20 protein-coding genes, 1 tRNA gene and 2 pseudogenes are annotated in these 26,160 nt (G+C 29.9%); 4 read left to right on the forward strand and 19 right to left on the reverse strand.

Features of this window, described 5'->3' with window-relative positions:
• Together N508_RS10025 and N508_RS10030 are read left to right on the forward strand one after the other, a co-directional pair.
• The gene (locus N508_RS10025) at positions 1-435 is read left to right on the forward strand and encodes a 23S rRNA (pseudouridine(1915)-N(3))-methyltransferase RlmH (protein ID WP_023276562.1); all 435 of its coding nucleotides are present in this window, start codon (positions 1-3) and stop codon (positions 433-435) included.
• A gap of 9 nt (positions 436-444) precedes the next feature.
• Positions 445-807, forward strand: coding sequence for a TraR/DksA family transcriptional regulator (locus N508_RS10030; RefSeq protein ID WP_023276563.1), 363 nt, complete (start codon positions 445-447; stop codon positions 805-807).
• Between the two features lie 468 nt (positions 808-1,275).
• On the opposite strand, the gene N508_RS10035 is transcribed toward N508_RS10030, so the two are convergent.
• From N508_RS10035 to N508_RS10055, 5 genes are all read right to left on the reverse strand, one after another.
• On the reverse strand, positions 1,276-2,400 hold the full coding sequence (locus tag N508_RS10035) for a metallophosphoesterase (RefSeq protein ID WP_023276564.1): 1,125 nt from the start codon (positions 2,398-2,400) through the stop codon (positions 1,276-1,278).
• Between the two features lie 45 nt (positions 2,401-2,445).
• Positions 2,446-3,558: a metallophosphoesterase gene (locus N508_RS10040; RefSeq protein ID WP_023276565.1), complete on the reverse strand. Its 1,113-nt coding sequence runs from the start codon at positions 3,556-3,558 to the stop codon at positions 2,446-2,448.
• Between the two features lie 448 nt (positions 3,559-4,006).
• Positions 4,007-5,002, reverse strand: a complete 996-nt coding sequence (locus N508_RS10045; RefSeq protein ID WP_023276566.1) for an ABC transporter substrate-binding protein — start codon at positions 5,000-5,002, stop codon at positions 4,007-4,009.
• A 9-nt stretch (positions 5,003-5,011) separates the two neighbouring features.
• Positions 5,012-6,013, reverse strand: coding sequence for an ABC transporter substrate-binding protein (locus N508_RS10050; protein ID WP_023276567.1), 1,002 nt, complete (start codon positions 6,011-6,013; stop codon positions 5,012-5,014).
• A 33-nt stretch (positions 6,014-6,046) separates the two neighbouring features.
• Complete coding sequence (locus N508_RS10055; protein WP_023276568.1) at positions 6,047-7,045, reverse strand: ABC transporter substrate-binding protein; 999 nt, start codon at positions 7,043-7,045, stop codon at positions 6,047-6,049.
• Positions 7,046-8,037: 992 nt separating this feature from the next.
• Between N508_RS10055 and N508_RS10060 the strand changes: the two genes are divergently transcribed.
• Positions 8,038-9,336: a YhjD/YihY/BrkB family envelope integrity protein gene (locus N508_RS10060; protein WP_023276569.1), complete on the forward strand. Its 1,299-nt coding sequence runs from the start codon at positions 8,038-8,040 to the stop codon at positions 9,334-9,336.
• Positions 9,337-9,583: 247 nt separating this feature from the next.
• Here the strand turns inward: N508_RS10060 and N508_RS10065 are convergent, their stop codons facing one another.
• The 14 genes and pseudogenes from N508_RS10065 to N508_RS10130 all read right to left on the reverse strand — a co-directional run bounded on the left by N508_RS10065 (position 9,584) and on the right by N508_RS10130 (position 24,384).
• Positions 9,584-10,234, reverse strand: coding sequence for a phosphorylase family protein (locus tag N508_RS10065; RefSeq protein ID WP_023276570.1), 651 nt, complete (start codon positions 10,232-10,234; stop codon positions 9,584-9,586).
• A gap of 3 nt (positions 10,235-10,237) precedes the next feature.
• The gene (locus N508_RS10070) at positions 10,238-10,807 is read right to left on the reverse strand and encodes a hypothetical protein (protein ID WP_040637255.1); all 570 of its coding nucleotides are present in this window, start codon (positions 10,805-10,807) and stop codon (positions 10,238-10,240) included.
• A 194-nt stretch (positions 10,808-11,001) separates the two neighbouring features.
• A complete protein-coding gene (locus N508_RS10075) occupies positions 11,002-12,318 on the reverse strand; it encodes an amidohydrolase (protein ID WP_023276572.1) in 1,317 nt (438 codons plus the stop codon).
• A gap of 353 nt (positions 12,319-12,671) precedes the next feature.
• Positions 12,672-12,754, reverse strand: a tRNA-Leu gene (locus N508_RS10080).
• A gap of 121 nt (positions 12,755-12,875) precedes the next feature.
• Positions 12,876-13,814 carry a DDE-type integrase/transposase/recombinase gene (locus tag N508_RS10085; RefSeq protein ID WP_023274862.1) on the reverse strand — a complete coding sequence of 313 codons (939 nt, stop codon included), beginning with the start codon at positions 13,812-13,814 and terminating at the stop codon, positions 12,876-12,878.
• Between the two features lie 235 nt (positions 13,815-14,049).
• Complete coding sequence (locus tag N508_RS10090; protein ID WP_023276573.1) at positions 14,050-14,796, reverse strand: hypothetical protein; 747 nt, start codon at positions 14,794-14,796, stop codon at positions 14,050-14,052.
• Positions 14,797-14,799: 3 nt separating this feature from the next.
• Positions 14,800-15,777, reverse strand: coding sequence for an AAA family ATPase (locus N508_RS10095; RefSeq protein WP_023276574.1), 978 nt, complete (start codon positions 15,775-15,777; stop codon positions 14,800-14,802).
• Entirely contained in the window at positions 15,770-16,942 is a 1,173-nt protein-coding gene (locus N508_RS10100; protein ID WP_023276575.1) for a DUF262 domain-containing protein, read from the reverse strand. Before N508_RS10100 ends, N508_RS10095 begins: the two co-directional genes overlap by 8 nt.
• A 56-nt stretch (positions 16,943-16,998) precedes the next feature.
• Positions 16,999-18,471 carry a restriction endonuclease subunit S gene (locus N508_RS10105; protein ID WP_023276576.1) on the reverse strand — a complete coding sequence of 491 codons (1,473 nt, stop codon included), beginning with the start codon at positions 18,469-18,471 and terminating at the stop codon, positions 16,999-17,001.
• Between the two features lie 142 nt (positions 18,472-18,613).
• Complete coding sequence (locus N508_RS10110) at positions 18,614-20,053, reverse strand: class I SAM-dependent DNA methyltransferase (RefSeq protein WP_023276577.1); 1,440 nt, start codon at positions 20,051-20,053, stop codon at positions 18,614-18,616.
• 9 nt (positions 20,054-20,062) lie between these two features.
• Positions 20,063-21,400, reverse strand: a pseudogene (hsdR, locus tag N508_RS10115) (EcoAI/FtnUII family type I restriction enzme subunit R); the annotation flags it as partial.
• A 51-nt stretch (positions 21,401-21,451) separates the two neighbouring features.
• Positions 21,452-22,390 carry a DDE-type integrase/transposase/recombinase gene (locus tag N508_RS10120; RefSeq protein ID WP_023276087.1) on the reverse strand — a complete coding sequence of 313 codons (939 nt, stop codon included), beginning with the start codon at positions 22,388-22,390 and terminating at the stop codon, positions 21,452-21,454.
• A 106-nt stretch (positions 22,391-22,496) separates the two neighbouring features.
• Positions 22,497-23,540, reverse strand: a pseudogene (locus N508_RS10125) (DEAD/DEAH box helicase family protein); the annotation flags it as partial.
• 283 nt (positions 23,541-23,823) lie between these two features.
• Entirely contained in the window at positions 23,824-24,384 is a 561-nt protein-coding gene (locus N508_RS10130) for a thermonuclease family protein (RefSeq protein ID WP_023276580.1), read from the reverse strand.
• A gap of 266 nt (positions 24,385-24,650) precedes the next feature.
• On the opposite strand from N508_RS10130, the gene N508_RS10135 reads away from it, so the two are divergent.
• Entirely contained in the window at positions 24,651-25,976 is a 1,326-nt protein-coding gene (locus N508_RS10135) for a TolC family protein (RefSeq protein ID WP_023276581.1), read from the forward strand.
• Positions 25,977-26,160 lie beyond the last annotated feature (184 nt).

Raw genomic sequence — 26,160 nt, forward strand, 5'->3', positions numbered from 1 at the left:
ATGGCTTTAGTCAGGCTTGCAGTTGAAGGCAGGGTTAAGGATAAGATTATCCTTAATTTTATCAGCGAATATCAAAAACGCCTGTCGCCATACTTTAAACTGGAGCTTGCAGAGCTGGGAGAAGGTGGCAGATATTTTGAAAAATTAAGTAAACAGCAGGCTGCATCAGAAATATTTATTGCTATGGATGCAGGCGGAAAAAAGTTTACAAGTGAGGGGTTTGCAGAATGGTTTAATACTAAACGCAGCCTTTCAAAAAATATAACTTTTGTAATAGGTGAGGCAACAGGGCTGTCTAAGCAGGCACGAGAGACAGTGAGTGAATTTATATCCCTTTCTGATATGACATTTTCATATAAACTAAGTCTTATGGTAATGGCAGAGCAGATATACAGGGCTGTAACAATTATCACAGGGCATCCCTATCACAAGTAGGAGAGTAAGATGGATAAGGCGACTAAGGAACATTTCCGAGAAAAACTTCTTGCTATGAAAAAAGAGCTTATAGAAGCACTAAACAACAAGTATAATGAAGCATTAGAACTTGGTTCTGACGGTATTCAAGATACAGCTGATGAGGCATATAATCTTTATAATAAGAATATCATGCTTGGCAGAGTTGAAACAGATGCTCTTAAATTAAGACTTGTTGATCAGGCTTTGCAGCGTATTGAAAATGATACTTACGGTGTATGTATAGAATGTGAGGAAGAAATAAACCCTCGCAGACTTGAATATGTGCCGTTTGCAAGATACTGCACAGAATGTAAAAGTGAACTGGAGAAAAAAGGTTTAATTAAAATGTAGTATGGCTTTTTTAAGGGGCATTTTTCCCCCTTTTACATATATAAAAGCTGTCTTATGCTGTATAAGACAGCCTTACTGTATTTTATAATTTTCATCTGCTTTTACTATTATTTTCACTTATTATTCACCATACTAAATAATAAGCATGGTTTTGCTTGCTCTAAATTCCCTAAAAACTTTCATAATATTACATTTTAAGCCTGATTTTTACATGCGAAAAATCTATAATTATATATGTGACACGGAAGCAGATTCAGTAAGACAATGCAGGGACAGGAAGTCCCGTCTGAAAGTAAGCAAAGGGAGCATTTACTGCGACCAAGCGTGGTTTTTCAAATTCAAGGGGAGCGTTTTTTGCGACGCAAGGACTTTCCAAGCGAGCAGCGACGGAATTAAAAGTCCGCAGCTGGACAAAATTTGAAAATAAAGGATAAAATAAGATACTTTGCTTATAAATCAAGCTCAAATTTATTGATTTTGATTACTGCCATATACATTAATAAGTAATATTTCAGCATCTGTTCCTACTCTCACAGGCGGACCCCACAGCCCTATACCGCTTGAAACAATATAATAAAAACCATCATCCACAAGCATACCGTGAGAAAGAAGTGTCATTTTTCGCACAATTAAGTTCAGTGGGAATGTCTGCCCGTCATGAGTATGACCAGAAATTTGAATATCTGCATTTATACTTTTGCCGTCTTTTAATCCTTTTGGCACATGGTCAAGTATTATTACAGGTTTTGCTTTATCTTCTACTTTATCATATAGAGTTTTGATATTTTGCCGCATACTCCCATCATCATTTGTATGGCGAAGGCTGTCTCTTCCTATAATATAAACCCCTTTTTCTTGGATATAAGTAACATTATCTATTAATATATTTATATCTGCCTGTGTTAGAAGTTTTTTTATTGTTTCTGCATCTGAACTGTAATAGTCATGGTTGCCAATAACTGCATAAACTCCAAGAGGTGCATTTAGTTTTTTTAATTCATGTATATGAGCCTGTGTTAAATCTTTTATATTATTATCTATAATATCACCTATAATAAAAATAACATCAGGTTTCATATTGTTAATAATTTGGACTTCTTTACTAAGTCTTTTTGGGCTCATATCTGCCCCAATATGTAAGTCAGAAAGTGCGGCAATAGTTATATTTTCTTTCAATTCTTTTTTTAGAGTTACAGTATATGCTGTAATTTTTGTATTATGACTATTTATATAGCCGTATATTATAGTAACTAATGTAAGCACAAGGACAATAATCATCTGCACTTTATGGCTTAAAAATGGAGTATGCAGCAGTTTGAAAATAAGCCTGATAATATCTGTTGCTGCAAGATAGATAAAAAGATAGTTAGTAAAAGCAAGTATTAAATGTGTTGCAAAGATAATGCTGTTTGGAATATGTATGCCAAATGTTTTAACTAAAATTCTTGCGATTAAAAAAGTGCTGAATAATATTAAAAAAATAAAAATAATAAGCCACATATTATACTTTTTAAAAAATGCCTGATAGAGCCTGAATGCAATATATGAGCCAAAAACAATATTTTGAAGTATAATTAATAAAATGATACCCATACTTTCTCCAAGTTTTACTCTATATTACTGCTGTATCCACTATCTTTATTTGTTTGTTACATTAATCAGCACTATTTCTGAATTAGTGCCTACTCTGAAAGGCGGTCCCCATAAACCAAGTCCGCTTGTAACCAAAAAGTGAAATCCATCATATTTTTTCATACCATAAGATACTTCATACATTTTTTTTACAATAAGATTTACAGGAAAAAACTGTCCATCATGAGTATGACCAGAGATTTGTATATCTGCATTTATTTTTATGCCATCTTGTGGTGATTTTGGTATATGGTCAACTATTATGACAGGCTTTGTTTTATCATCTATTTTGCTGTATAAAATTTCAATATCTGTTCTTTCATTATTAGATGAGCTGCTGTGACGCAGACTGTCTCTGCCTATAATATAAACTTCCTTTTCTGGAATATATGCAATATCATCAATTAAGGTTGTAAACCCTGCTTTATTAAAAACTGATAAGACATCTTTTTGACTGCCACTGTAATACTCATGGTTGCCAAATACTGCATATATTCCAAATGGTGCTTCAATTTTTTTAAACTGTTCAATATATTCTTCTGTAAAATCATTTATATTATTATCTATAATATCTCCAGCAATTAAAACAAAATCAGGCTTTAAATTATTTATAATTTGTATTTTTTTATAAAGCCTTTCCGCAGTCATATCAGAGCCTATGTGAATATCTGATAATGCCGCAATAGTAAATGGTGTATGTATTGTTTTATTTAATGCAATATTATATTCATTAACTTTTGTAAGATGGCTGTTTATGAAACCAAGTATACATATAATAACAGATATTATCACAACAATAATACCCTGAATATAATGATTAATAAAAGAAATTTTAAAAAGTTTCAGTATTAATTTTATAATATCTGTAAGCAGATAAAAAATAAATATGTATATAAACAGCCCTAAAAAAATATCAGAAATAAAAATAAAAAAATCATGTATTTGATAGTCTGAAAGTTTTTCTATACTTCTTGTGATTATAAAAGAGTTGCATATTAATATAATCAATGAAATAACTGCAGATTTTTTATATTTTGTAAAAAAAGATAAATATAAGTGGTATGCTGTATATATAGAAAAAATAATATTTTGTATTATAATTAATACCAGCATGCTCATAACTTACTCCTTATAATAAGGAAAATTATATATTTAAAGCTGATACATATCAATAAAAAATCATAATAATTTTACAAATCATTTATATTTGATTATAAAAAAGACTGCCGAAAATTTATCTTCGGCAGTCAAATTCAGCTTACAGCTGCATAGGGTTCAAATATAACATAGGGGAGGTTGTTTATATTTGAAAATTAATATATATGGGAAAGAATAAAAAAGACTTAATTTGTCTTATATTATAAGTATATGTTTTTTTAGATAAAAATCAAGTCTTAAAATATAAAAAGTAAAATTATGTATATAATTTATACACATTTTATAAAAGCAATAAAAATAAAGATATAACATACTGATAATAAAGAGCAAATATTTATTTATAAAGAGTATAAAATGAAAAAGCCTGCCAAAAAGTTTACACAATTCAGCAGGCATATTAAAAATATATTTATTTTGTTATTAATTTTCCATCTTTAATAAGATACTGAGCAGAATTAATTAATTCATCACTAAAAGTGATACCTAATAATTTTGCAGTATCTAAATCAAGCAGTTTATTATAAAATTTAGGGTCATTTAACGACTGTATTGGAAGCTCTTCTGCTTTTTTGCCCTGCAGCACTTCTGCAATAAGTCTGCCTGTCATTCTACCCATTTCATAGTAGCTGAACCCTAAGGCATAAACTACACCGCCATTTAATGTTGGAGTAATATCGCCTCCAAAAACTGGTATTTTATTTTGTTTTGCAGTATCAGTTAAGGCAGACATTGCTGTTGCAATAGAGTTGTCTGTAAAGCAGTAAAAAGCATCCACTCTTGAAACAAGGCTTTCTGCTGCCTGTTTAACTTCTGCAGGTGTTGCTATTGTCTGCACAATAAGTTCAACACCAAGTTCATCACATACCTGTTTTGTTGTTTCTGCCATACTTACAGAGTTTGTTTCAGATGTTGTATAAATGATACCTAGTTTTTTAAAGTCATATACTTTTTTAAACTCAATAAGCTGTTCTTTTATAGGTATAGCATCAATAACCCCTGTAATATTTTTATTTCCTTGTGTTATAGATGAGGCAAGGCCGGCTTTTACAGGGTCAGTCACAGCAGTAAAAACAATAGGTGTATTTGGAAGCTGGTTTGCAAGAGTAACTGTCATAGGTGTTGCAATACCAACTGCAACATCAACATTATCACTTTTAAACTTGCTTGCAATAGCAGAAGAAATGTTTAAATCACCATTAGCATTCTGCAGGTCAATATTTGCATGTATATTTAACTCTTTTAATTCATCAAGTATACCTTTTTCAGCATCATTTAATGAATTGTGTGATATTAATTTTGCAATACCAATAGTTGGCAGTTCCGGTTTTTTTGCTTCATTTTTTTTGCATGCAGTAAAGCTTAAAGCAAGGCATACAGTAAGTATAATAAATAATAGTTTTTTCATAGTGATACCCTATTTTTTCACTTCTTTGCCATTTTCTAAAAATATTGTATTTTCAGAAATAAGGTCTTGTGGTATAGTTACTCCCAGTGCATTTGCAGCATCATTATCAATAATAGTTTGAGTTTCTTTTGCACCTTTCATATATCTTGTTGGTATATCTTCTGTTTTTTTGCCATTTAAAATATCTATAATCTGCTGGCCTGCAAGCCTGCCTATAACATAATAATCAGCCCCAGCAGTATATAAAACACCGCCAAACTGTAAAGAAGATGATGGGTCAGCAGAAAATACTGGCAGATTATTTGCAGCAGCAGTTGATGTGATAGAATTTAATGATGAGCATACATTATTATCTGTCACCACATAAAAAGCATCAACTCTTCCAATTAAACTTTCAGCAGCCTGTTTTATTTCATTAATATTAGTAATAGGCTGGCTGATTAATTTAATACCAAGTTTATCACATACTTCTTTTGTTACTTTATGCATTACAACAGAGTTATCTTCTGAACTTGTATAAATCATACCAAGTCTTGTAAATGGCACAATAGAGCGGAAAGCATTTATCTGGCTTTCAATATCTACAGCATCGGAAACTCCTGTAATATTTTTGCCACCTTTATCTTTACTTGGCACAAGATGAGCAGCAACAGGGTCGCTTATTGCAGCAAAAACTATTGGAGTAGTTTGTAAAGTATTAAGCAGTGCAATAGCCATAGGGGTGCCTATACCAACAGTTACATCAACACCATCTGATTTAAACTTATTTGCAATAGATGTTGCAATATTCATGTCTGCATTTGCGTTTTGAAGGTCATAATTTACTTTTATGCCTTTTGCTGTTAGTTCGTCCTGAATACCTTTTTCAACAGAATTTAATGCAGGATGAGCAAGCAGCTTTGCAATTCCTATTGTTGGAAGTTTTTCCTGAGCTGTATTTTCATTTTTTTTACAGCCTGAAATTGAAACAGCCATTAAAACTGCTGAAAACATAATAATAATTTTTTTCATTTTTTTCTCCAAATCATTATATTATATTTTGTTTTATTTAATTTTATTATTTTCTATTATTTTTGTATTTTCTGTAATTAATGCTTTTGGTATTTCAATATTTAAAGCTTTTGCCCTGTCCATATCTATAATCATAAGTGATTCATCAGGATATTTCATAAATGTAACAGGCATTTCATCTGGTTTTTTACCTTTTAAAATCTCTACAGCCATTTTGCCTGTTTTTCTTCCTGCTTTATAATAGTCAAATCCAACAGCATATAAAACACCACCATTTACTGCTGATGTATAATCTTCTGAAAATATTGGTATATTATTATTTGATGCAGCAGTTATTAGGGCATTTAATCCAGAAACAAGAGTGTTATCTGTTACCACATAAAAGGCATCTACTCTTGAAACAAGGCTTTCTGCTGCCATATTAACTTCTACTGAGCTGTATATTGTAATAGGCAGAAGCTCTATACCCATTTCTTTACATACTTCTTGAGTTATTTTAAGCATTGTAATAGAGTTTCTTTCTGCACCATTATATATAAAGCCAAGTTTTTTAAATGGATATATAGAGTGGTATATTTTTAAATGTTCTTTAATAGGCAATGCGTCAGAAAGCCCTGTTACATTATTTTTACCTTTATCAAGGCTGTCAACAAGTCCTGCACCAATCGGGTCATTAACAGTTGCAAAAAGAACTGGTCTGTCTTTAATGCTGTTTGCAAGAGCAACGGCAGTAGGTGTTGCAATACCTATTGATAAGTCCTTTTTATCTGTCGCAAATTTAGAAGCAATAGCATTAATAATATTTGCATCATTATTAGCATTCTGGCTGTCTATTAAAACATTCATATTTTGAGCTTTCAGCTCATCAATTATACCTTTTTCTATTTCAAGCAGAGCAGGGTGGTTATTAATAACCGCTATCCCAACTTTATATGAAGCACTGTTATTATCACTATTTGCAGCATTTTTATTGCATCCTGTATAAATTATAAATATAACTGTAATTAGAAGTATATATATTTTATTTTTCATAATGTATAACCTGTTTTATTAAAATCTTTGTAAGAATAACATAAAAATTTTTATTTTAAAAGGTTAATTTAGAAAAAATAATAGTATGTGTTAAATCTAGAAATAATTGCAATGTTAAATATTCAGGTCTTACTTAGCCTAAAAGGCGAAGTATCTTAATTATCCTTTATTAAAAAATTCATCCGTGAATTTTTTAAAACATGCTCTGCCGAAACAAGTTCGGCTATCGCTTACTTTCAGACGGCTCGTCCTGAGCCTGATTCTGTATCATGCTGGGCCAAAGGCGAAGTATCTATAATGGTAATGTTTTATAGTTCCTTCGCTCGCAGATACTCACTCAGGAAGACATATTTTAGTATATCAAAAATATATGCAGTATAAAAATGCTACTGCATTAAAAAATATACAAAGTAAAGTAAAATATTTATATACTTCAACTTATGCCACACTGAGCCTGCTATAGTATCATACTGAGCCAAAGGCGAAGTGTCTTAATTATCCTTTATTAAAAAATTCATCCGTGAATTTTTTAAAACACGCTCTGCCGAAACAAGTTCGGCTATCGCTTACTTTCAGACGGCTCGTCCTGAGCCTGATTCTGTATCATGCTGGGCCAAAGGCGAAGTATCTATAATGGTAATGTTTTATAGTTCCTTCGCTCGCAGATACTCACTCAGGAAGACATATTTTAGTATATCAAAAATGTATGTAGTATAAAGATACTGCTGATAAAAATATATACAAAGTTAAGTAAAGTATTCATACACTTCAATTTATGTCATACTGAGCCTAAAAGGCGAAGTATCTAAAAATTATACAATTTAAATATATTATGCAATGTTGTAATAAAATATAATTTAGCTTTTTTGCCTGTTAAAATCAGGCTTACAATGAATTATATAATAAAAATTTTTGGATAAAGCCATTTTTATTATGCTTGTAATCTTTTGGTTATAATAGTAGAATAAGATAAATAATTCAGGGGCATTAAATTGCAGGAAAGGCATTTTTATTCTACAAATGAGATTATAGAAAAAATAGATATTGAGCCTGTTGAGCTTATTAAATCATTTTATCCACTTACACTTTTAAGGCGTATATATTTAACTTTTACTTTTTTTTCTAATAAAAGTCTTATTAATCATGCAGCTTCTGGAGCATTTTATTTCCTGCTTTCTATTGTGCCTCTTGCTTTGTTTTTTGTATATGTGCTTGATTCGTGGCTTTCAGGATATGGCATAGTATCTGATTACTTTTTTCAGCTTTTATCTGAAATAAATCCAGAAATAGATAAACAGTTTTTTGAAAATCTAGGTCTTTTAACGGGTGGAAGTTCTATATATGGTATTGTGAGTATTTTTGGGCTTTTATGGAGTTCAAGGCTTATTTTTACAAGTATCAGAAATGGTTTTGATGTTATATTTCCAAGCAGCAGCCAAAGGGGATTAATAAAAAACAACCTTGTTTCACTAATATTTTTGCCTATTATATTTATTGCAACTACTGTTTTCTTTTTAGCTGGTGCAGTAATTAAGCAGTTAAATAAATTAATATATACATTAGAATTAAATGATATTATAGATTTATCATTTTTAGATAAACTTGCAGGTATCTATCCTGTAATTCTTGCTGTTTTTGTTGCATTTATGCTTTACAGATTTATTCCTAATGTGAAAATAAAAGGCACTTATACTTTAACAGGAGCTATCTTATTTGTGGCAGTTATGATTTTTACACAGAAAATATTAGGGCTGTTTATCTCATGGACTCAATACCATATATTATATGGTGTTATCAGTGCATTAATCATTGCTCTTTTTTGGACATATATACTTTTTTCACTGTTTTATTTTTTTGCAGTTTTTATATATGTGCAAAGCCACTATAAAGAGCTGGAATTTATTAAATGGTATAGTGCTGTTAATGGTAAAGCAGGTATAATTGACAAATTATTTTTTCGTAACTCTTTATCTTCTTTAAAATGTTTTCAAAAGGCAGTATCAAAAGATGAAGTAATATTTAAGCATGGAAGTAATGGCGGTTTTATATTCCTGCTTTTATCTGGAATAGTATTTTTAGAAAAGGATAAAAAGTTTGTTTCAGATATTGCAGTAAATTCATTTTTTGGAGAAAGTGGGGTAGTAGGTGAGTGCATATATGATATTGACGCTGTATGTCAGGTCCCCGGATTTATTTTGCAAATACCGCAGGACCTTTATGAAAAAATAGTTTCAGCAAGCCCAGCTATTTCTCAAAATATGCTTCAAACTGTAATTGAAAGAAAGTATTAATAGTATTTGCTGGATATATCCAAAAATTTTGCATATCAGTCATTTTGAGCCTGATTTTTCAAGGTGAGAAATCTGAATGATTTATTATTATATAAGTGCATAATATATTTAAACTATCTTATTTTTTAGATAATTTGCTTAAAAATCAATCTCAGTATTGACATACTGTTTTTTTAAACATTTATCCTTATCACTCTCATTATTACTGAATTTATTTTATAAGTTCATTATATAGATTAGTCTAAATTTACTTATGTGTTTCAATAAATAAATCTACTGCCTTTTTTAAAGATACACAGGCATTATTTATATCCCACTGCTGTTTTTCAATATTTCCGCAGTAGTTGGAAACAGCCCTTATTTGATATGGTTTTATACCAAACTTATTAGCAGCTATACCAAAAGCAGCACCTTCCATATTTTCAACAAGTGCATTTGTTTTTGCCATATATATGTTAGAAAGGCTGTTAAATTGTGGTATTAATGAAACAGTATTAGATGAAACCTTTTTAAAATTTTCATCAACTTGAAATTCTGCTCTATTATCCTTTGCTATAATAAAGCCTTTTTCGTGAATAGTAGTAAGAATATTTCCATTATAATTTGCTTCATCTGCAAAGTAATCATAATCTATACAGACAACATCACTTATTTTAATGCCTGTGTTTTGGTATGCTCCGCATATTCCTGTTAAAAGTGGATATTTTGGTTTAAATTCTGAAAAGAAAAGGGCAGAGTGAGCAGCAGCATTTGATTTGCCTGCACCTGTTATGATAATTGGTATAGATTTATATACAGCAGTATCAAAATAAAAGTAAGATGAAAAATCAGAAATATTTAAAACTTTTCTGCACTCTAAAAATGTAGGGAAAAAAATAACAATGTTAGTATTAAACATTGATTATTTCAGTCCTGCATGGTTTATCCTGTATGTGTTTGCAAGAAAATGTGCTCTTTTATATTCGCTGTTTGCAAGCACTTCTACAACATTTTGGTTTCTGCCAGTAATAAATCTAATAATAATATCAGCAGGTGCCATGCCTTGTTTTTGCAGTCTGTTTATTATTTCAGCTGCTGCCATAATATTTTCTTCACTATTATATGGGTTTGAAAATGAACTGTTAAGAAAATCAAAGCATGAAATAGTTGTAAGCCCCATACCACCTGTTACTGTCAATGAATACTGGTGTGGTTTAGATATTAGAACAGCAAGCATATTTTTATCAACATCATAAATATCTGATGCTTTTTCAAGAAGAATATCAATATCATCCTGCGAAACAGATTCTAAATTAAGCCCAGTTTCTAAAACTATGTTTTTTGCCAGATAATAAAGAGCTGTAACACGCTCATCAAAAAAAGATGGATTAATTAACTGTCTAGGATTAAACTCAGCAATAAAAGAGATGACATTTATACATAATAAAGCCAGAATACTGGCACTTAATAACTTAAAATATAATTTTTGCAATTTATTACCCAAAAATATTAATATATTTTAGGAATATAGTATAAAAAATTATTTGTCAAGCAGTTTGTTTTAAAAAAAGCCTTTCAAATCAAGAAAAAATCAACTGATTTTGCATATATGCATTAGCTAGGTATAATAGATTTATACTTTAAGTTATCTAATCAGGCTTAAAATTATATAATATTTTATTTTATTTATTTTTTCAAAATAAGATATGCTGAAATTGCAGCAGTATTTAGTGCAGGAACAAGATTTTTTTCATCAAAATCAAAATAATCATTATGATGACCTGCATATCTGTCTATACCTGCTTGAATATATGTGCCTATGCCGCCATTTTCCTGCACACAGCTCATTATACTGGCATAATCTTCCCCAGCACCAAAGCTAACATTTTCTATTACTTTTTTATATTCTGGCACATATTTTACAGCTTCTTTTACATATTCAATCATTTCCCTGCTGCTTTGTCCGCTGCTTGAACCACCTGCTGTTTTTATGGTATACGAGCAGCCTTCCATAAGTGCTGATGCCTCTATTATTCTCCTGCTTTCTTCTACCATATATTCATTTAACTGGCTTGTTTCGCCCCTTGTTTCCATAATAAGCTCAGCTTTAGCAGGTATTATATTTCTTCCCTCACCAGCTGTAAGCCTGCCAACATTTATCCTTGTAGCTCCTTTTCCATTTCTGCTGACAGCATGCAGATTAAGAGCTGCATTACATGCTGCAAGCAGTGCATTCCTGCCATCTTCCGGATATGCTCCAGCATGAGCCTGTTTACCTTGAAATGTTACATCAAATTTAGTAGAAGCAAGAAATTTATCTGCTCCGCATATAATAGTATGACTATCATTAGCCTGAAAGCCTATATGTATACCAATAATATGTGTAATACCATTACATGCACCGGCTTTAATCATAGGCATAGCTCCTCGGAGCCCTTCTTCTGCAGGCTGAAATATAAACCTGATGCTTCCTTTTAAACTGTCTTTAATATTTGCTATAATTTCAGCAGCTGCAAGTCCTAATGACACATGGGCATCATGTCCGCAGGCATGCATTGCACCATTATTGACGGATGAAAAGTTTTCTTTATTTGGTCTATGGTTTTCATCTGCTGTTTCAGTAACATCGTTGCTGTCCATATCAAAGCGAAAGGCAAGATAAGGCCCGTCATCACTAAATTTCATATCTGCCCAAAATCCAGTATAACCATGGGTCATTTTTTCAACAAGTGCAGCATCTGCCCCTTGAGATACTGCCCGCTGTTGATTTTCTTTTAATATTTTTTCAGAAGGCACACCCATCATATAATCTTTATTATTTGCTTTATCACCCATAGTAATAGTGTATCCTAACTCAGCCATTCTTTTTTGGGCAATAGATGATGTGCGAAATTCTGTCCAGCCAGTTTCAGGGTATTTATGCAAATCACGCCTGCATTTTATAAGCTCATGTTCTTTTTCTTTTGCGAGTGTTTTAATTCTTTCTATTATTATATTATCCATAATTTTTTTTACCTATTGCTATAATAGTATCTATTACAACTTACTCTTGCAGGTTTGCTTTTTTAAGCCAGACTTTCTGCAAAAGATAATTTATACCAAAAACACATTTTTTAATTATATGTTATTTTATATAAAAGTCAATATTACAGAATGGCAGTGGCATAAGGCTGCTTATAAATATTGCTGTTATGTTATGCTGAGCTATGCGAAGTATCCAGGTTTGATTTATATTATTACAGTAAAAAAGAAATATATTTATTAGCTTAGTCCAAAATTTTTGAATAAGTCTAACTGCATTATAATTTTTATATAACAAAAAAAGGCAAAGCATATAAAAGCTTTGCCATATAGTATGCCGAAGGCGGGACTTGAACCCGCACGAGGAAGCCCCACCACCCCCTCAAGATGGCGTGTCTACCAATTCCACCACTTCGGCATTAGAGATATTTATATATATTAAAAAAATTTTTTTGTCAATAGAATATAATAAATTTATTTAATTTTGTTCTTAACTAACAGGACAAATGTTACACTTTTAGTAAAAAATAAATCTTAACTTAATATAAATCAAGCAATAATTTATTTTCAATAACAATCTCATATGGAGATTTAAAATTTAAGCATGTTTTAGCAGTATTATTATATCTATCTTCATGCTGTTTAAGAGCCTTAATTAATTCATCTTTGGAATAGAATTTATTATTTGCATATAAAATTTTTCCATCCTCTCTATGACTTCTTTCCACCTTTCCATTCTGCCAAGGTGAATAAGGTCTTATTCGTTTAATAGTATATCCTTTCTTTTCAGCTGTCTCTTCAAAATAGCTTTTCTTGTTTGTAACTTCCTTATCATTTACAAACTCATAGCCATTATCCACTTGAATTGTTTTTAGTGGAAAGCCAAATTTACTTTCCAGTTCGTCTAAAAACTTACCTGTTTCAAATGTGCTTTTTTCTTCTACTATTTCTAATACTCTCATTCTGCTGTATTCATCTATCGCTGTTATCTGATAATATTTTTTACCATAGCTGGAAAACATTATACATTCCTGTGGAACATATTTTATATCTATCTGAACCTTGTCGCCTATATACTGACCTGTTATTGGTTCATATCTTGTATAGCTCTTTTTTGACTTGTTTAATGACTTTAAGCCTTTCTTCCTTATCTGCATACACATACTGCCAAAACTACGATTATAACCAATTTCTAGAAGTCTGACATATACCTCCGCATTACCATACAAACCATGCTCGGCATATGTGTTAAATATTAAATCAAGCTCTTCTTTACTATGCTTATTTGGACTGTTTCTTGGTCTACGACTTTTAAAAGATAAACTCTGAACTGTTCCATCATATTTCTTTAAATGCCTGTATACAAACATACGGTTCACTTGATATTTGCGGGCTGCTTTCGTTGCTCCTTTTTTTAATGCATACTCACATAACCGTTGACGAAATCGCATTTCTTCTGTTATTATCACTTTATTCATTGTGATACCTCTTAGTTTAGTTTAGTTTTTTGCTTAATTTTATACTATATACTAAGAGGTATTTTTTTATACTTATTTTTGTAACATATGTCTCATAATCTTACAATATAATAAATTTATTTAATTTTGTAAAATCTAATATAAAAAACATAATTATTATATTGCTGATACTTTTTTTCTATATATAAAATATCTAAAGTTTAAGCATAAAATATGTAGTTCTGAAATGTCTATATTATTTTTCAGAAACAATATAAGTGAAATCTTTATCTTTTTTAAATAAATTTTCAAGACCGCTTGTAAGATTAATAGATATTTTATCGTCAATAATAATATATCTATCGTGAGCGGCATCATCACTTGATTGACATATAACTTTGTAACCTTTATTTTTAAATTTTGCTTCTATTGTATTACAGGATAATTGCTGTTTTTGACCTTTTAAAGTAAATTCTATATCTTGATTTAAATCATTTTTGTTAAACCAATTTATTAAATTATCAATTACATTTTCTTTATATAAAAATTTATCAATAATAGTAATTTGGTTTGCATTTTTCATTAAGCTTATAATATGTTTTTTTGCTTTATCTCTATTACTGCCGCTTTCAAATTTTTTTGCATAAATATGTGTAGGTTTATCTTTTATGCAGATTTTATGGCAATCTAAAGTATTAAGAGAGATATGGTTATTTGTGAGTAATATTTTATATTTTGATTTTTCAAGCATTTCTTTATAGAACTGATTAGAATAGAGTTCTGAATATGTATCTATACATTCACAATATGGAATTTGAGTGGTTAAGGCTTTTTGCAATGCAATATCATCATTTGAAAAATAATTTATTATTTGTTCATTAGTTATTACAAATGGTTTAAAATGATAAAATAGATTATGTATTGTTTCTTTATTATAGCTATCGCCGTAATAAAATTTAAAAAATTCATTTAATAATGATTCTTCTAATACAATATAGCTCATATTTTACCTGTAAATCTTTAAATAATCAGTAAGAGTTGCATCAAAAAAACCAGTAGGAAATTTACGCTGATTATTTTCTTTATCAACAAATCTTCCTTTTTTATCTGTATATATTGCCTGAAATGGCTTATTAATTTCTTTATATTGAAATACTACTTTATCATAATCTATGATACCTTGGTTTACATTATAGCAGAGTTTATATATTAAATGTTCGCAGTGGGTTTCAAGTATGACCTGCACACCAAGTTGTGCAATAAATGCAAAAAAGTCAGCCAGTTTGCTTTGAGCTTTTGGGTGCAGGTGCACTTCTGGATTTTCAATTATTACAGTATCGCCAATTTTGGCAGTTAAGCATGCAATAAGTATAGGAAATACCATACTTGTTCCAAAGCCAGTATTTAGTGGGGAATATGCTTCCACATCGTGTGGGGCTTGATAGTATAATGATACTTTATCTGCCTGTCTATCTGCTTTTACAGTAGTCCCTAATATGTATTTCATCCAATAAGCTGTTTGGCTTCTTAATGTCGTATTAATATCATTTTCATTATCGTTATTAATTGATAATTCAACTATATTGTCATGCTGTTTTATTGAATATATATAAGGGGCATATTCTCCACGAATTCCTAAATTATCATCAGTTGTAATATCATATTGTTTATCAGGACTTACCCTATCAGCTTGCAAAAAAGTATACTTTATATTTTTATTTTGGTTTTCTTGTATTACTCCATTATCTATATTTATAGAACTGTTTATGTTATTACTAAATGTATATTCAATTTTTCCATTTACAGCTATTATTCTATCTTTAATATAGCTAGTATAATTTTTATAGTTTCCTGCTAACATACATGCAATAATTGCTGTTGATTTTCCACTGGAATTTTCACCACAAAATATAGTTAATGGTTTAATTTCTAATTTTGTATCTTCTAGCACTTTAAATTTAATAATATTTAATTCTTTAAGCATATTTAGTCCTTAATTCTTCAATATTATCTGATAATTTTATGAAATGTTCTTTCATTCTCTTAATACTATTTGATGAATTATCAAGAGTAGATTGAAACCAACTTTTGTTTATTATATTATCTAATTCTTTATGCCATGTATCTAAATCTATCTTTATTTGATTTTGTAATGATGCAGTAATAAAGAAAAGCGATTCAAACATAATCATATTAAATGTATTTGAAGTGCTGTTTCTTTTAAATGTGTTATCTTTATAAATATTATATAATAACTGCATGCTCGTTTTAAATGTATATTCTAATTTACTACATTCATTCTCATCCATACTATTCATAATACGCATATATTTTCCTAAAAAATTATCAAAACTGCCATTTATTTCAGGGTCAATATTTGCAGGTATTTTTTTAATAAGCTGGACATTATATGCCAAATAAAAAGCCAATGCTCTTAATATTACATATCTATCTCTCATTCTTTTAGAGTCTAATTTTAATGTAACAGCTTTTTTAAATTCATCGCATTCTGCTAATTCTTTTAATAATTTTGTAGATTTACCTTTATATAGAGCATGACGCATTTCCTGTTTATTAAGTGGAGTGCCTCCACTATTAATTCTTTCAAATATATCTAATTTAACTGTTTCTGGAGTATCTGCACTCATAACATATACTTGTATTTGGTATCTTTCTATTCTTGCTTGGTTGTCTCGTTGCAAATCTTTAAACAATTTTCCTTTTACACCATCAATATATGTCAAATCTTGTAGTTTAAATTCATTTTTAAAATATTCTGTGATTGTATGCAGCCTTTGTAAACCATCAACAACACTTAATCCACCACCTTTATTTTCTGCAAAATAAAATAAAGGTAATGGTATACCCATTAAAATAGATTCTATTAGCCTTGATTGTTTTTTTCTATCCCAAAGTCCTTTATTTCGCTGAAATTCAGGATTTAAGTTTATTTCTTTAAACTCATTAATTGCTCTATTGATTTCAAAAAGAGAAAATTGCTCTTTTGAAAATTCTACTTTTGCAGGATATGGGTTACTGCTTGAAGAAAATTTAATAACTTCTTCTTCATCTAATTTTTCCATTTCTTGATTAATTTCTTTTTCACTATCTTCATTTATAGATTCATTATATTGATTATATTCCTGCATCATTTACTCCAATTATTAATAATAAATACCAGTAAAAAAAGTAAAAATCAAAAAAATTATATAATATCTTTTAATTTATTGCAATAGGTTAAAAGTTCATCAACTTTTTTTACAATCCTTTCCTGCTCTTTAAGTGGCGGAAGTGGGATTAAAAAATATTTGATAGTATTTAATGAAATGTTGTCATTAGTTGATATTTTTTCTTTTTGTATTATGTTTTGTATTAAGTTTGATAATATTACATAATGTATATACTGTTCTTTTATTGTATTAATTTTTATTGTTGCAACTCGTTGATTTGTTGCCATTGGTTCTGTTATTTCCTTGATTAATAAACTTTTACCAACTGTTCCCCCTGTCATACATAAAATTATATTATTCTTATTTAAAATATATTCATCAAGTTTATTAGTATACTCATATCTAACTATATTCTTATCTATAAATCCATCTTCATTGAAATCAGAGATGCGTATAACTCTGATACCTTGTTTTTTAAATAATACACTTTTAAAAGCATATCCTCCATTTATTACTGCAATATCCCCCAGTCTGACCCATTTCCAGTTTTCAGGTATATTATAAGGTATTTCATCATCAGTTACAGGCGGCAGTGGTTTTTCTTTTTTTATTTGACCTTGGTTTATTAAATTTTTTTTCTCTTTTACAATTTTATCATAAAGTATGCTTGCAGGCTCATCCTGAATATCCTGCTGCACTAATTTTCCTTCTACTGCATACTGTAAAATAGATTTTGGCAGGTTGTCTGCAAAATATTTATCTAATGATAGTAACTTTTCTTCTTCCTGCTCTAATTTATCACATAAAGCCATAAGCTTATCAACTTTCTTCACAATTCTTTCCTGTTCTTTGAGTGGCGGAAGTGGGAAAATTATGTTTTTTAATTTTTCAGAAGATACTTCAATAACTTTCATTCCTTTTGCAATTTTATTTTTTTGTATTTGAAAGCAGCTAGAATTAAATAAATATATTAAATACAATGGGTTTATTGAATGTTTTATAATTGCGGTATGTCCACCAGTTACTATTGGATAATTACCCAGCCATGCAATACTTTTGCATACATCATTCATATTTTCACTTGTAACTGCCATAATAATATCTGAGTATTCAACTGTTTTTAGTTTATTTCCAATTTGTTCCGATGTGTATGTTATAGTAGTATTTGTTGAATATTTATAATACTTATGTATTTGTCCATAATGGATACATGGAATACCATTATTAGTAAAATCATTTTTAGTTAATCCACTTCCTCGTTTAATCACACACACTTCCCCCAGCCTGACCCATTTCCAGCTTTCAGGTATATTATAGGGTATTTCATCATCAGTTACAGGCGGCAGTGGTTTTTCTTTTTTTATTTGACCTTGGTTTATTAAATTTTCTTTTTCTTTTATAATTTTATCATAAAGTATGCTTGCAGACTCATCCTGAATATCCTGCTGCACTAATTTTCCTTCTACTGCATACTGTAAAATAGATTTTCTTAAATTTTTTATATTCATATTTTTCCTGCTGTATTTATACATTTATGCTGTGTGATTTCAATAATAAGATTTCAGACTATTCACATTCTTTTACAGTGACAACAAGTGTCATTTTAAGCATGTGTAAACAGGCGAAAAATCTTTTTATTTTTGCTCTGTTTTAATCATTATTTTTTTGCATTGTTGTAATAATATCATTTAAAAGATTATCAATATTTTCTGATATTTCTTTTCTTGTATTTATATAGTTATCAATAAACTCATAAGGGTTTAATATTTCTTCTTCCAAATGTGGAAATCCGCAGAAATCAAGGTTATAATTATTTGCAATAATTTCATCTATGCTTATAAGTTTTGATACTTCACTTTCTCTTCTGTTGTGCCACCATGCACGCACTGGGTCAAAATGAATATCAAGCATAGGGCGAGTTTTAGAAAAATGTTTATATCCTTCTGGCATTTCAAGCCTGTAATACCAAATATTTTCTGTTTTTTTGCCTTTTTCAAAAAATAAAAGGTTAGTGTTAATTTTTGTATAAGGTGCAAAAACATCATTTGGAAGCCTTATAATAGTGTGCAGGCTGCACTCTTCTAAAAGTTTCTTTTTTATACTCGTTTTAACATTACCGCCAAATAAAAAGCCGTCAGGCAGGACAAGACCGCATCTGCCATTTTCTTTTAATAAATACATAATATGCACCATAAATAAATCGGCAGTTTCTTTTGACCTTAAATTACTTGGCACAGAGCTTGTAACAGCATCTTCTTCTGCTCCCCCAAAAGGTGGGTTTGTAACAATAATATCTACTAATTCATTATCGTTATAATCTGCAACTGGGGTGCGAAGAGTGTTATCATTTATAATATTTGGCACATCTATATTATGCAGTATTAAATTTGTAACACATAGTATATGGGGGTATGGCTTTTTTTCTATACCTTTAATATTTGATTGCAGCAGTTTATAATCTTCTGGAGTGCTAATCTTATATCTATCTATGACACTTGTTAAAAAACCGCCAGTGCCGCATGCTGGGTCCAGCACTTTTTCATTAATCTTTGGGTCAATCATTTCTACTATAAACTTAGTAACAGGTCTTGGTGTATAAAACTCTCCAGATTTGCCTGCACTTTGCAAGTCTTTAAGCATTGTTTCATATATATCATTAAATAAATGGAAATCAGGCATAGCCGTAAAATCAAGCTCTTTATTTAATTTATTAATAACCTGTCTGAGTAATGTGCCAGATTTCATATAATTTATAACATCATTTATTGTAGTTTTTAAAAGCCATTTGCGTTTTGTGATATCTTGATAAGTTTCAAGGGCTTTAATATCATCAAACATATGCTCAATAAATTTTAAAAGCTCATTACCTGTAATACCTTCATCATCTGCTGCCCAGTTACGCCATTGATAGATTTTTGGCATAACAGGTTTATAGTCATCTTCTAAAAGTTCCCATTCCTGCTCTTTATAATCAAAAGCTTTTAAAAATAAAAGCCATGCAATCTGCCCTATATATTGAGCATCGCCATTTATACCTTCATCCATTCGCATTATATCTTTTAACGCTTTTGTTAAGCCTGATATTGCCATTTTTACCCCTTATGCTGCATAAATTTCATTTTCCAGCTCTTTTATAATATTTTCAAAATTTTTTCTACCCTTAAATATTCTATTTAATATATACATTGGGCTGCCTATTTTATTTACTGGCTCCAGTTTTAATATATCTATCGTTTCTAAATTTATTATGTCAGTTTCTGCATATTTATCAAGAAGTGCATTTATAACTTCCTGCACTTTCGCCCCATATTTTGCAAAATAGTTGCGTTTTTTTACATTTGCTATACGCTCTTTTTTAGTTAATGGCGGTTTATCATAAGCTATATGGCAGAGCATATCAAAAGGGTCTAAATCTCTTTTTGTGTTTGCCTTTAATTCTTCTATAAATATACCAGCTTTTTCCATTTCATCTATTATTATAGATTTTTTCTCTGCACTGTTCCAAGCCTGTAAAAAATTATCAAGAGTAGCATATTTATTTTTTATATTTTTTCTTGTATAATCTTTAAAAGATTCTGTTATAAGTTTGCCATTATAGTCTAAATATTTTACTAAATCTTTTAATACTGATACTTCCACATTATCAACATAGTATTTTTTAGGCTCATTAGTAACTGGTGGCAGTAAAGTTCCTTTCTTTTCTTCTTTTTCTGCAGTTTCTACTGTGTTTACATATTCATTACAAAAGTCATACTCTTTGTTTTTTTTAGTTATATTATATTCTTCACTTTGCAGTGGTTCGCCGTCAAAAGCATTATCAGCAAAAAGCCGTGTAACATTTCTAAAATCAATTATAGTAAAATACAGCTTGTTTTTTTCTTCCACAAGTCTTGTGCCCCTGCCTATAATCTGCTTAAATTCTATTATACTGTTTATATTACTGTCTATTACTATAAACTCTACAGTTTTAGTATCAACACCAGTAGATAAAAGTTTAGATGTGGTGACTAAAACTGGATAGCTTGAGTTTTTATTGCAAAAGTTTTCTATCTGGTTTTTTCCTTCTTCATTATCACTTGTTATCTGCATAACATATTTATTATTAATTTTGACCATATCTGCATTTTCATTAACAAGAGCCTGACGCATAAAGGCAGCATGTTCCTGATTTACACAGAAAAATATTGTTTTTGCCATTCGCTTATTATGAGCTTTTAAATAGTCAGATACATATTTTGCAACAGTTTCTGTTCGTTTTTCTAAAAAAAGTGTTCTATCAAAATCTCTATCATTATATTCTCTATCTTCTATTAAATTGCCATACTTGTCTTTCTGATTAAGCTCTGGTCTAAACCCTTCCACATCTTTATCTAATATTATGCGTATTACTTTATATGGAGCTAAAAAGCCGTCTTCTATACCCTGTTTTAAAGAATATCTTAACTAACAGGACATATGTTACATTTTTAATAAAAAATAAATCTTAATTTAATATAAATCAAGCAATAATTTATTTTCAATAACAATCTCATATGGAGATTTAAAATTTAAGCATGTTTTAGCAGTATTATTATATCTATCTTCATGCTGTTTAAGAGCCTTAATTAATTCATCTTTGGAATAGAATTTATTATTTGCATATAAAATTTTTCCATCCTCTCTATGACTTCTTTCCACCTTTCCATTCTGCCAAGGTGAATAAGGTCTTATTCGTTTAATAGTATATCCTTTCTTTTCAGCTGTCTCTTCAAAATAGCTTTTCTTGTTTGTAACTTCCTTATCATTTACAAACTCATAGCCATTATCCACTTGAATTGTTTTTAGTGGAAAGCCAAATTTACTTTCCAGTTCGTCTAAAAACTTACCTGTTTCAAATGTGCTTTTTTCTTCTACTATTTCTAATATTCTCATTCTGCTGTATTCATCTATCGCTGTTATCTGATAATATTTTTTACCATAGCTGGAAAACATTATACATTCCTGTGGAACATATTTTATATCTATCTGAACCTTGTCGCCTATATACTGACCTGTTATTGGTTCATATCTTGTATAGCTCTTTTTTGACTTGTTTAATGACTTTAAGCCTTTCTTCCTTATCTGCATACACATACTGCCAAAACTACGATTATAACCAATTTCTAGAAGTCTGACATATACCTCCGCATTACCATACAAACCATGCTCGGCATATGTGTTAAATATTAAATCAAGCTCTTCTTTACTATGCTTATTTGGACTGGTTCTTGGTCTACGACTTTTAAAAGATAAACTCTGAACTGTTCCATCATATTTCTTTAAATGCCTGTATACAAACATACGGTTCACTTGATATTTGCGGGCTGCTTTCGTTGCTCCTTTTTTTAATGCATACTCACATAACCGTTGACGAAATCGCATTTCTTCTGTTATTATCACTTTATTCATTGTTATACCTCTTAGTTTAGTTTAGTTTTTTGCTTAATTTTATACTATATACTAAGAGGTATTTTGTTATACTTATTTTTGTAACATATGTCTTATACTCTTACACTTCTATACCCTGTTTTAAAGAATATGTATATACAGGCTCTCCAAAATATGAAATATTAGATACTTCTTTATTTTCTTTTGGTGTGGCGGTCAGACCAATTTGAGAAGCACTATCAAAATATTCTAATACTTCTCGCCACTGGCTGTCTTCGCTGGCACTGCCCCTGTGGCACTCATCAACTATTACTAAATCAAAAAAGTCTTTGCTAAACTGCTTAAATATATTTTTTGTATCATTCTGTCCAGTAATACTTTGATATAACGCTAAATATATCTGGTAAGATTTATCAACCTTTCTATTTGTTACAATAGTCATATTTTCTTTAAATGGAGAAAAATCACCGGTGTAAGTCTGGTTACGCAAAGCTTCTCTGTCTGCTAAAAATAGTATCCTTTTTTTAATGCCTGCAATCCACAGCCGCCATGCAATTTGAAAAGCTACATAAGTTTTGCCTGTGCCTGTTGCCATTACTAGAAAAACTCTTTTTTCTCCATTAATTATGGCATTATATGTATTATTAATGGCATTAAGCTGGTAATATCTAGGGATTTTATCATTTTCAGTATAATATGATGAGCTTAACTGTTTTTCTTTTGCACTGTCTATATTATTATATTGTTTATATATATCCATAAGTTTATCAGGGGATGGGAAATCTAAAAGGCTGATTTCTTTTTCTATTTTTTCATTTTCACCAGAGTATTTATTATGGAAAATAAACCCATCACCATTTGATGAAAATATAAATGGAATATTAAGCATTTCTGCATATCCTAAAGCCTGCTGCATTCCATCTGATATTTTATGTTTATTGTCTTTTGCTTCAATTACTGCAATAGGTGTATGAAAATTATAAAACAGCACATAATCTGCCCGTTTAATAGTATTGGTATCACGGATACATGTATTGTGTCTTGCAATAACTCTGCCTGCTGTAAGCTGGTATTCTTCTCTTATCTGGTGTTCTTGCCAGCCTGCATTTTTAACAGCAGGTGTGATATATCTTGTGCGAATTTCCTGTTCTGTAAGCTCTTTTTTATCCATAGTATCACCTTGATACATATTATAAAAATATATTCAAAATGTAAATATAAATATATGTTATGGACTTATCCCGTCTTAATGAGCAAGAAAGGCGAAGTATCTACAACTATATATATTAAATATATCATACACTGATGTAATATAAATAATCTAGATTTTTCGCCTTTAAAAATCAGGCTCAAAATGACTTATAGTGTGAAAACTGCTAAAAATCAGGTTCAAAATAACTGTAATCTGATTTTTTTGTGTAAGTTCAGTGAGTATTAAGTATTTAATATCATCATTATTGTTTGGTTTGTTTTCTATAATCCCATGGAGCCTGCGGATTATTATCTGCCCAAAGTCCTGCTTTTTTATTTTTAGCTGTAATTTGTGCAAATATAGTGTATAACGATTTATTATAATACATGTAGTTCCATGCACAGCCTTTTTTTACCATTTCAAGATTAATATTTGTATTTCCTTTAAATATTACTGCAACAGTTCTACCATATTTATCAGTGCTTTTATTTTTATTCCTTGGTATATAAGATATATTTTGATTTTTAATCATTTCTTCAAGACATAATTGGGATTGTTCTCCAAAGGGCTGTTTCAGTTCTGGTGCATCTATGCCATAAAGCCTTATTTTCACTTTTTTATTATTATGTGTGGTAATATTTATTGTATCACCATCATGTATTGAATTGATATGTTTTATTGTGATTTTATTCTCATCTACAGCTGAAAAATCATACAATGTGTCATTTAAAAACCCACCCATACTGCCTATAATTGTCGCTATAATAATCACAGCAACAGTTCTTGGTTTAAGATTAAATCGTGTATTTTTCTTTCTTTTCATAATTTCACCGCATTATATATTAACACATTCTTCTTATTTGTTATTGAATTTCTAATTTTACTGCTTGCAAAAAGACTAATAAATACATTAATATCTTCTGAATAGTTTATAAATTATATAGAACTTTAATAACTATAAAATGTCTTACTCATAATTGCAACTATTTTATTAGAGTTTGTTATCAGTGTGCATTATGCAATATAATTGATTGACAAATTTATACAGTTTATGTAATTTATAAATTTCAGTTTTTATTAGGAGATAATATGCTTAGATACCTTATTTTAATTATTGCTGTGGCTTTTATGCCATTAACAGCATCTGCACTGACTATTGATGAAACAGTTACATTAGCTCTTGACACAAACAATAATATTAAAAGTAAACAGTATACAGTAAAAGCTAAAAATTTAGCAGCTGATAATGCTATCCTTATTTTTATGCCATCAATTGGTGTTAGTTATAATTATCAATATTCATGGCAAGATCAAACAAAAGCTCTCAATACTAAAACCGAAGGTGATTTATCAACATTCAGTGCTTATGCAAACCTTAACTTATTTAACGGCTTATCTGATTTATTTGGGTATCAGCTGGCAAGGCTTGACAGAGATATGGCAGTTTCTGATTTAGATGCTGTATCTTATCAGACTATTCTTGATGCTCAGCTTGCATTTATTAATGTATTAAAAGCAAAAAGTGATTTAGAAGTGGCAGAAAGCAATTTAAAATTACTTGAAATGCAAAAAAGAGATGCCCAAATCTCTGCTGATAATGGCTTAATTGCAAAAAATGATTTGCTGCAGACTGAAACATATTTAGCTTCTGCACAGCTTCAAAAAATTACTGCACAAAGTGCCGTTACCAGAGCTATACAAAGCCTTGAAAAAGTAATGAATAGAAAGTTAGCTCCAAATGAAGAGCTTATAGAGCCGGTGTTTATGGATGTTACTTTAGATAGTGAAGAAGCATTAAAAGAAAAAATGTTTGCAAATAGAAGTGATTTAAAAAAGTTAGAGCAGTCTTATGAAGCTGCTAAAAAGACAGAAAACCGTTCATTAAGTGGTGTATATCCAACTATTGATGCATCATTTAACTATGCAGGCTATGGTGATTCTTTTGACCCATTTGCAGGAAACCCAGGCGGAATGGATTCTAACATGACTGTTGGAATTACTGCATCATGGAATATTTTATCAGTAGCATCTGCATCAATGCTGTCTATTTCAGATAAAAGAACTCGTCAGGCACTGGCTTATTCTATTGCAGATGCAAAGCAAAATATGATGCTTGATTTACAAACTAAAATAGAAAGTTATTATACATCAAAAGCTCAGCTTGCTCAGTCAATTATAGGTGTGCAGCATGCAGAAGAAAATTACCGTGTTACTAAAAACCTTTATGACCAAAGTGCTGCAACTATGACAGAGCTTTTAGATGCATCATCTTTATTAAATGAAGCAAAAGTTGCAGAATCAAATGCCAGATACAGTGTTATATCATCTGTATATAATTTAGAATGGGTAATACAGGAAAAACTTCCTGTTCATGATGTTAATCAGTATACCCCAGTTGAAAGCCCATTAAGATAATTAACGCAAAAATCAGGCGGAGAAATATAATCTCCGCTTTTTAAGATAATTACTGCCTACATAATTTTTACATTTTTTTTAAAAATCATAAAAAACTACTTGATTTTATCATACATTTTATATAGAAAATATATGAATAAAATTTACATAAGTTTTTAATGTTAAATAACATAGATATTTATAT

The organism is Mucispirillum schaedleri ASF457 (assembly GCF_000487995.2).
In the GTDB taxonomy this organism is placed as follows: domain Bacteria; phylum Chrysiogenota; class Deferribacteres; order Deferribacterales; family Mucispirillaceae; genus Mucispirillum; species Mucispirillum schaedleri.

Bases quoted from the DNA above. Each gene is read 5' to 3' on its own strand.
- N508_RS10025 (WP_023276562.1), top strand. From the start codon at position 1: ATGGCTTTAGTCAGGCTTGCAGTTGAAGGCAGGGTTAAGGATAAGATT.
- N508_RS10030 (WP_023276563.1), top strand. From the start codon at position 445: ATGGATAAGGCGACTAAGGAACATTTCCGAGAAAAACTTCTTGCTATG.
- N508_RS10035 (WP_023276564.1), bottom strand. From the start codon at position 2,400: ATGGGTATCATTTTATTAATTATACTTCAAAATATTGTTTTTGGCTCA.
- N508_RS10040 (WP_023276565.1), bottom strand. From the start codon at position 3,558: ATGAGCATGCTGGTATTAATTATAATACAAAATATTATTTTTTCTATA.
- N508_RS10045 (WP_023276566.1), bottom strand. From the start codon at position 5,002: ATGAAAAAACTATTATTTATTATACTTACTGTATGCCTTGCTTTAAGC.
- N508_RS10050 (WP_023276567.1), bottom strand. From the start codon at position 6,013: ATGAAAAAAATTATTATTATGTTTTCAGCAGTTTTAATGGCTGTTTCA.
- N508_RS10055 (WP_023276568.1), bottom strand. From the start codon at position 7,045: ATGAAAAATAAAATATATATACTTCTAATTACAGTTATATTTATAATT.
- N508_RS10065 (WP_023276570.1), bottom strand. From the start codon at position 10,234: ATGTTTAATACTAACATTGTTATTTTTTTCCCTACATTTTTAGAGTGC.
- N508_RS10075 (WP_023276572.1), bottom strand. From the start codon at position 12,318: ATGGATAATATAATAATAGAAAGAATTAAAACACTCGCAAAAGAAAAA.
- N508_RS10085 (WP_023274862.1), bottom strand. From the start codon at position 13,814: ATGAATAAAGTGATAATAACAGAAGAAATGCGATTTCGTCAACGGTTA.
- N508_RS10090 (WP_023276573.1), bottom strand. From the start codon at position 14,796: ATGAGCTATATTGTATTAGAAGAATCATTATTAAATGAATTTTTTAAA.
- N508_RS10095 (WP_023276574.1), bottom strand. From the start codon at position 15,777: ATGCTTAAAGAATTAAATATTATTAAATTTAAAGTGCTAGAAGATACA.
- N508_RS10100 (WP_023276575.1), bottom strand. From the start codon at position 16,942: ATGCAGGAATATAATCAATATAATGAATCTATAAATGAAGATAGTGAA.
- N508_RS10105 (WP_023276576.1), bottom strand. From the start codon at position 18,471: ATGAATATAAAAAATTTAAGAAAATCTATTTTACAGTATGCAGTAGAA.
- N508_RS10110 (WP_023276577.1), bottom strand. From the start codon at position 20,053: ATGGCAATATCAGGCTTAACAAAAGCGTTAAAAGATATAATGCGAATG.
- N508_RS10120 (WP_023276087.1), bottom strand. From the start codon at position 22,390: ATGAATAAAGTGATAATAACAGAAGAAATGCGATTTCGTCAACGGTTA.
- N508_RS10130 (WP_023276580.1), bottom strand. From the start codon at position 24,384: ATGAAAAGAAAGAAAAATACACGATTTAATCTTAAACCAAGAACTGTT.
- N508_RS10135 (WP_023276581.1), top strand. From the start codon at position 24,651: ATGCTTAGATACCTTATTTTAATTATTGCTGTGGCTTTTATGCCATTA.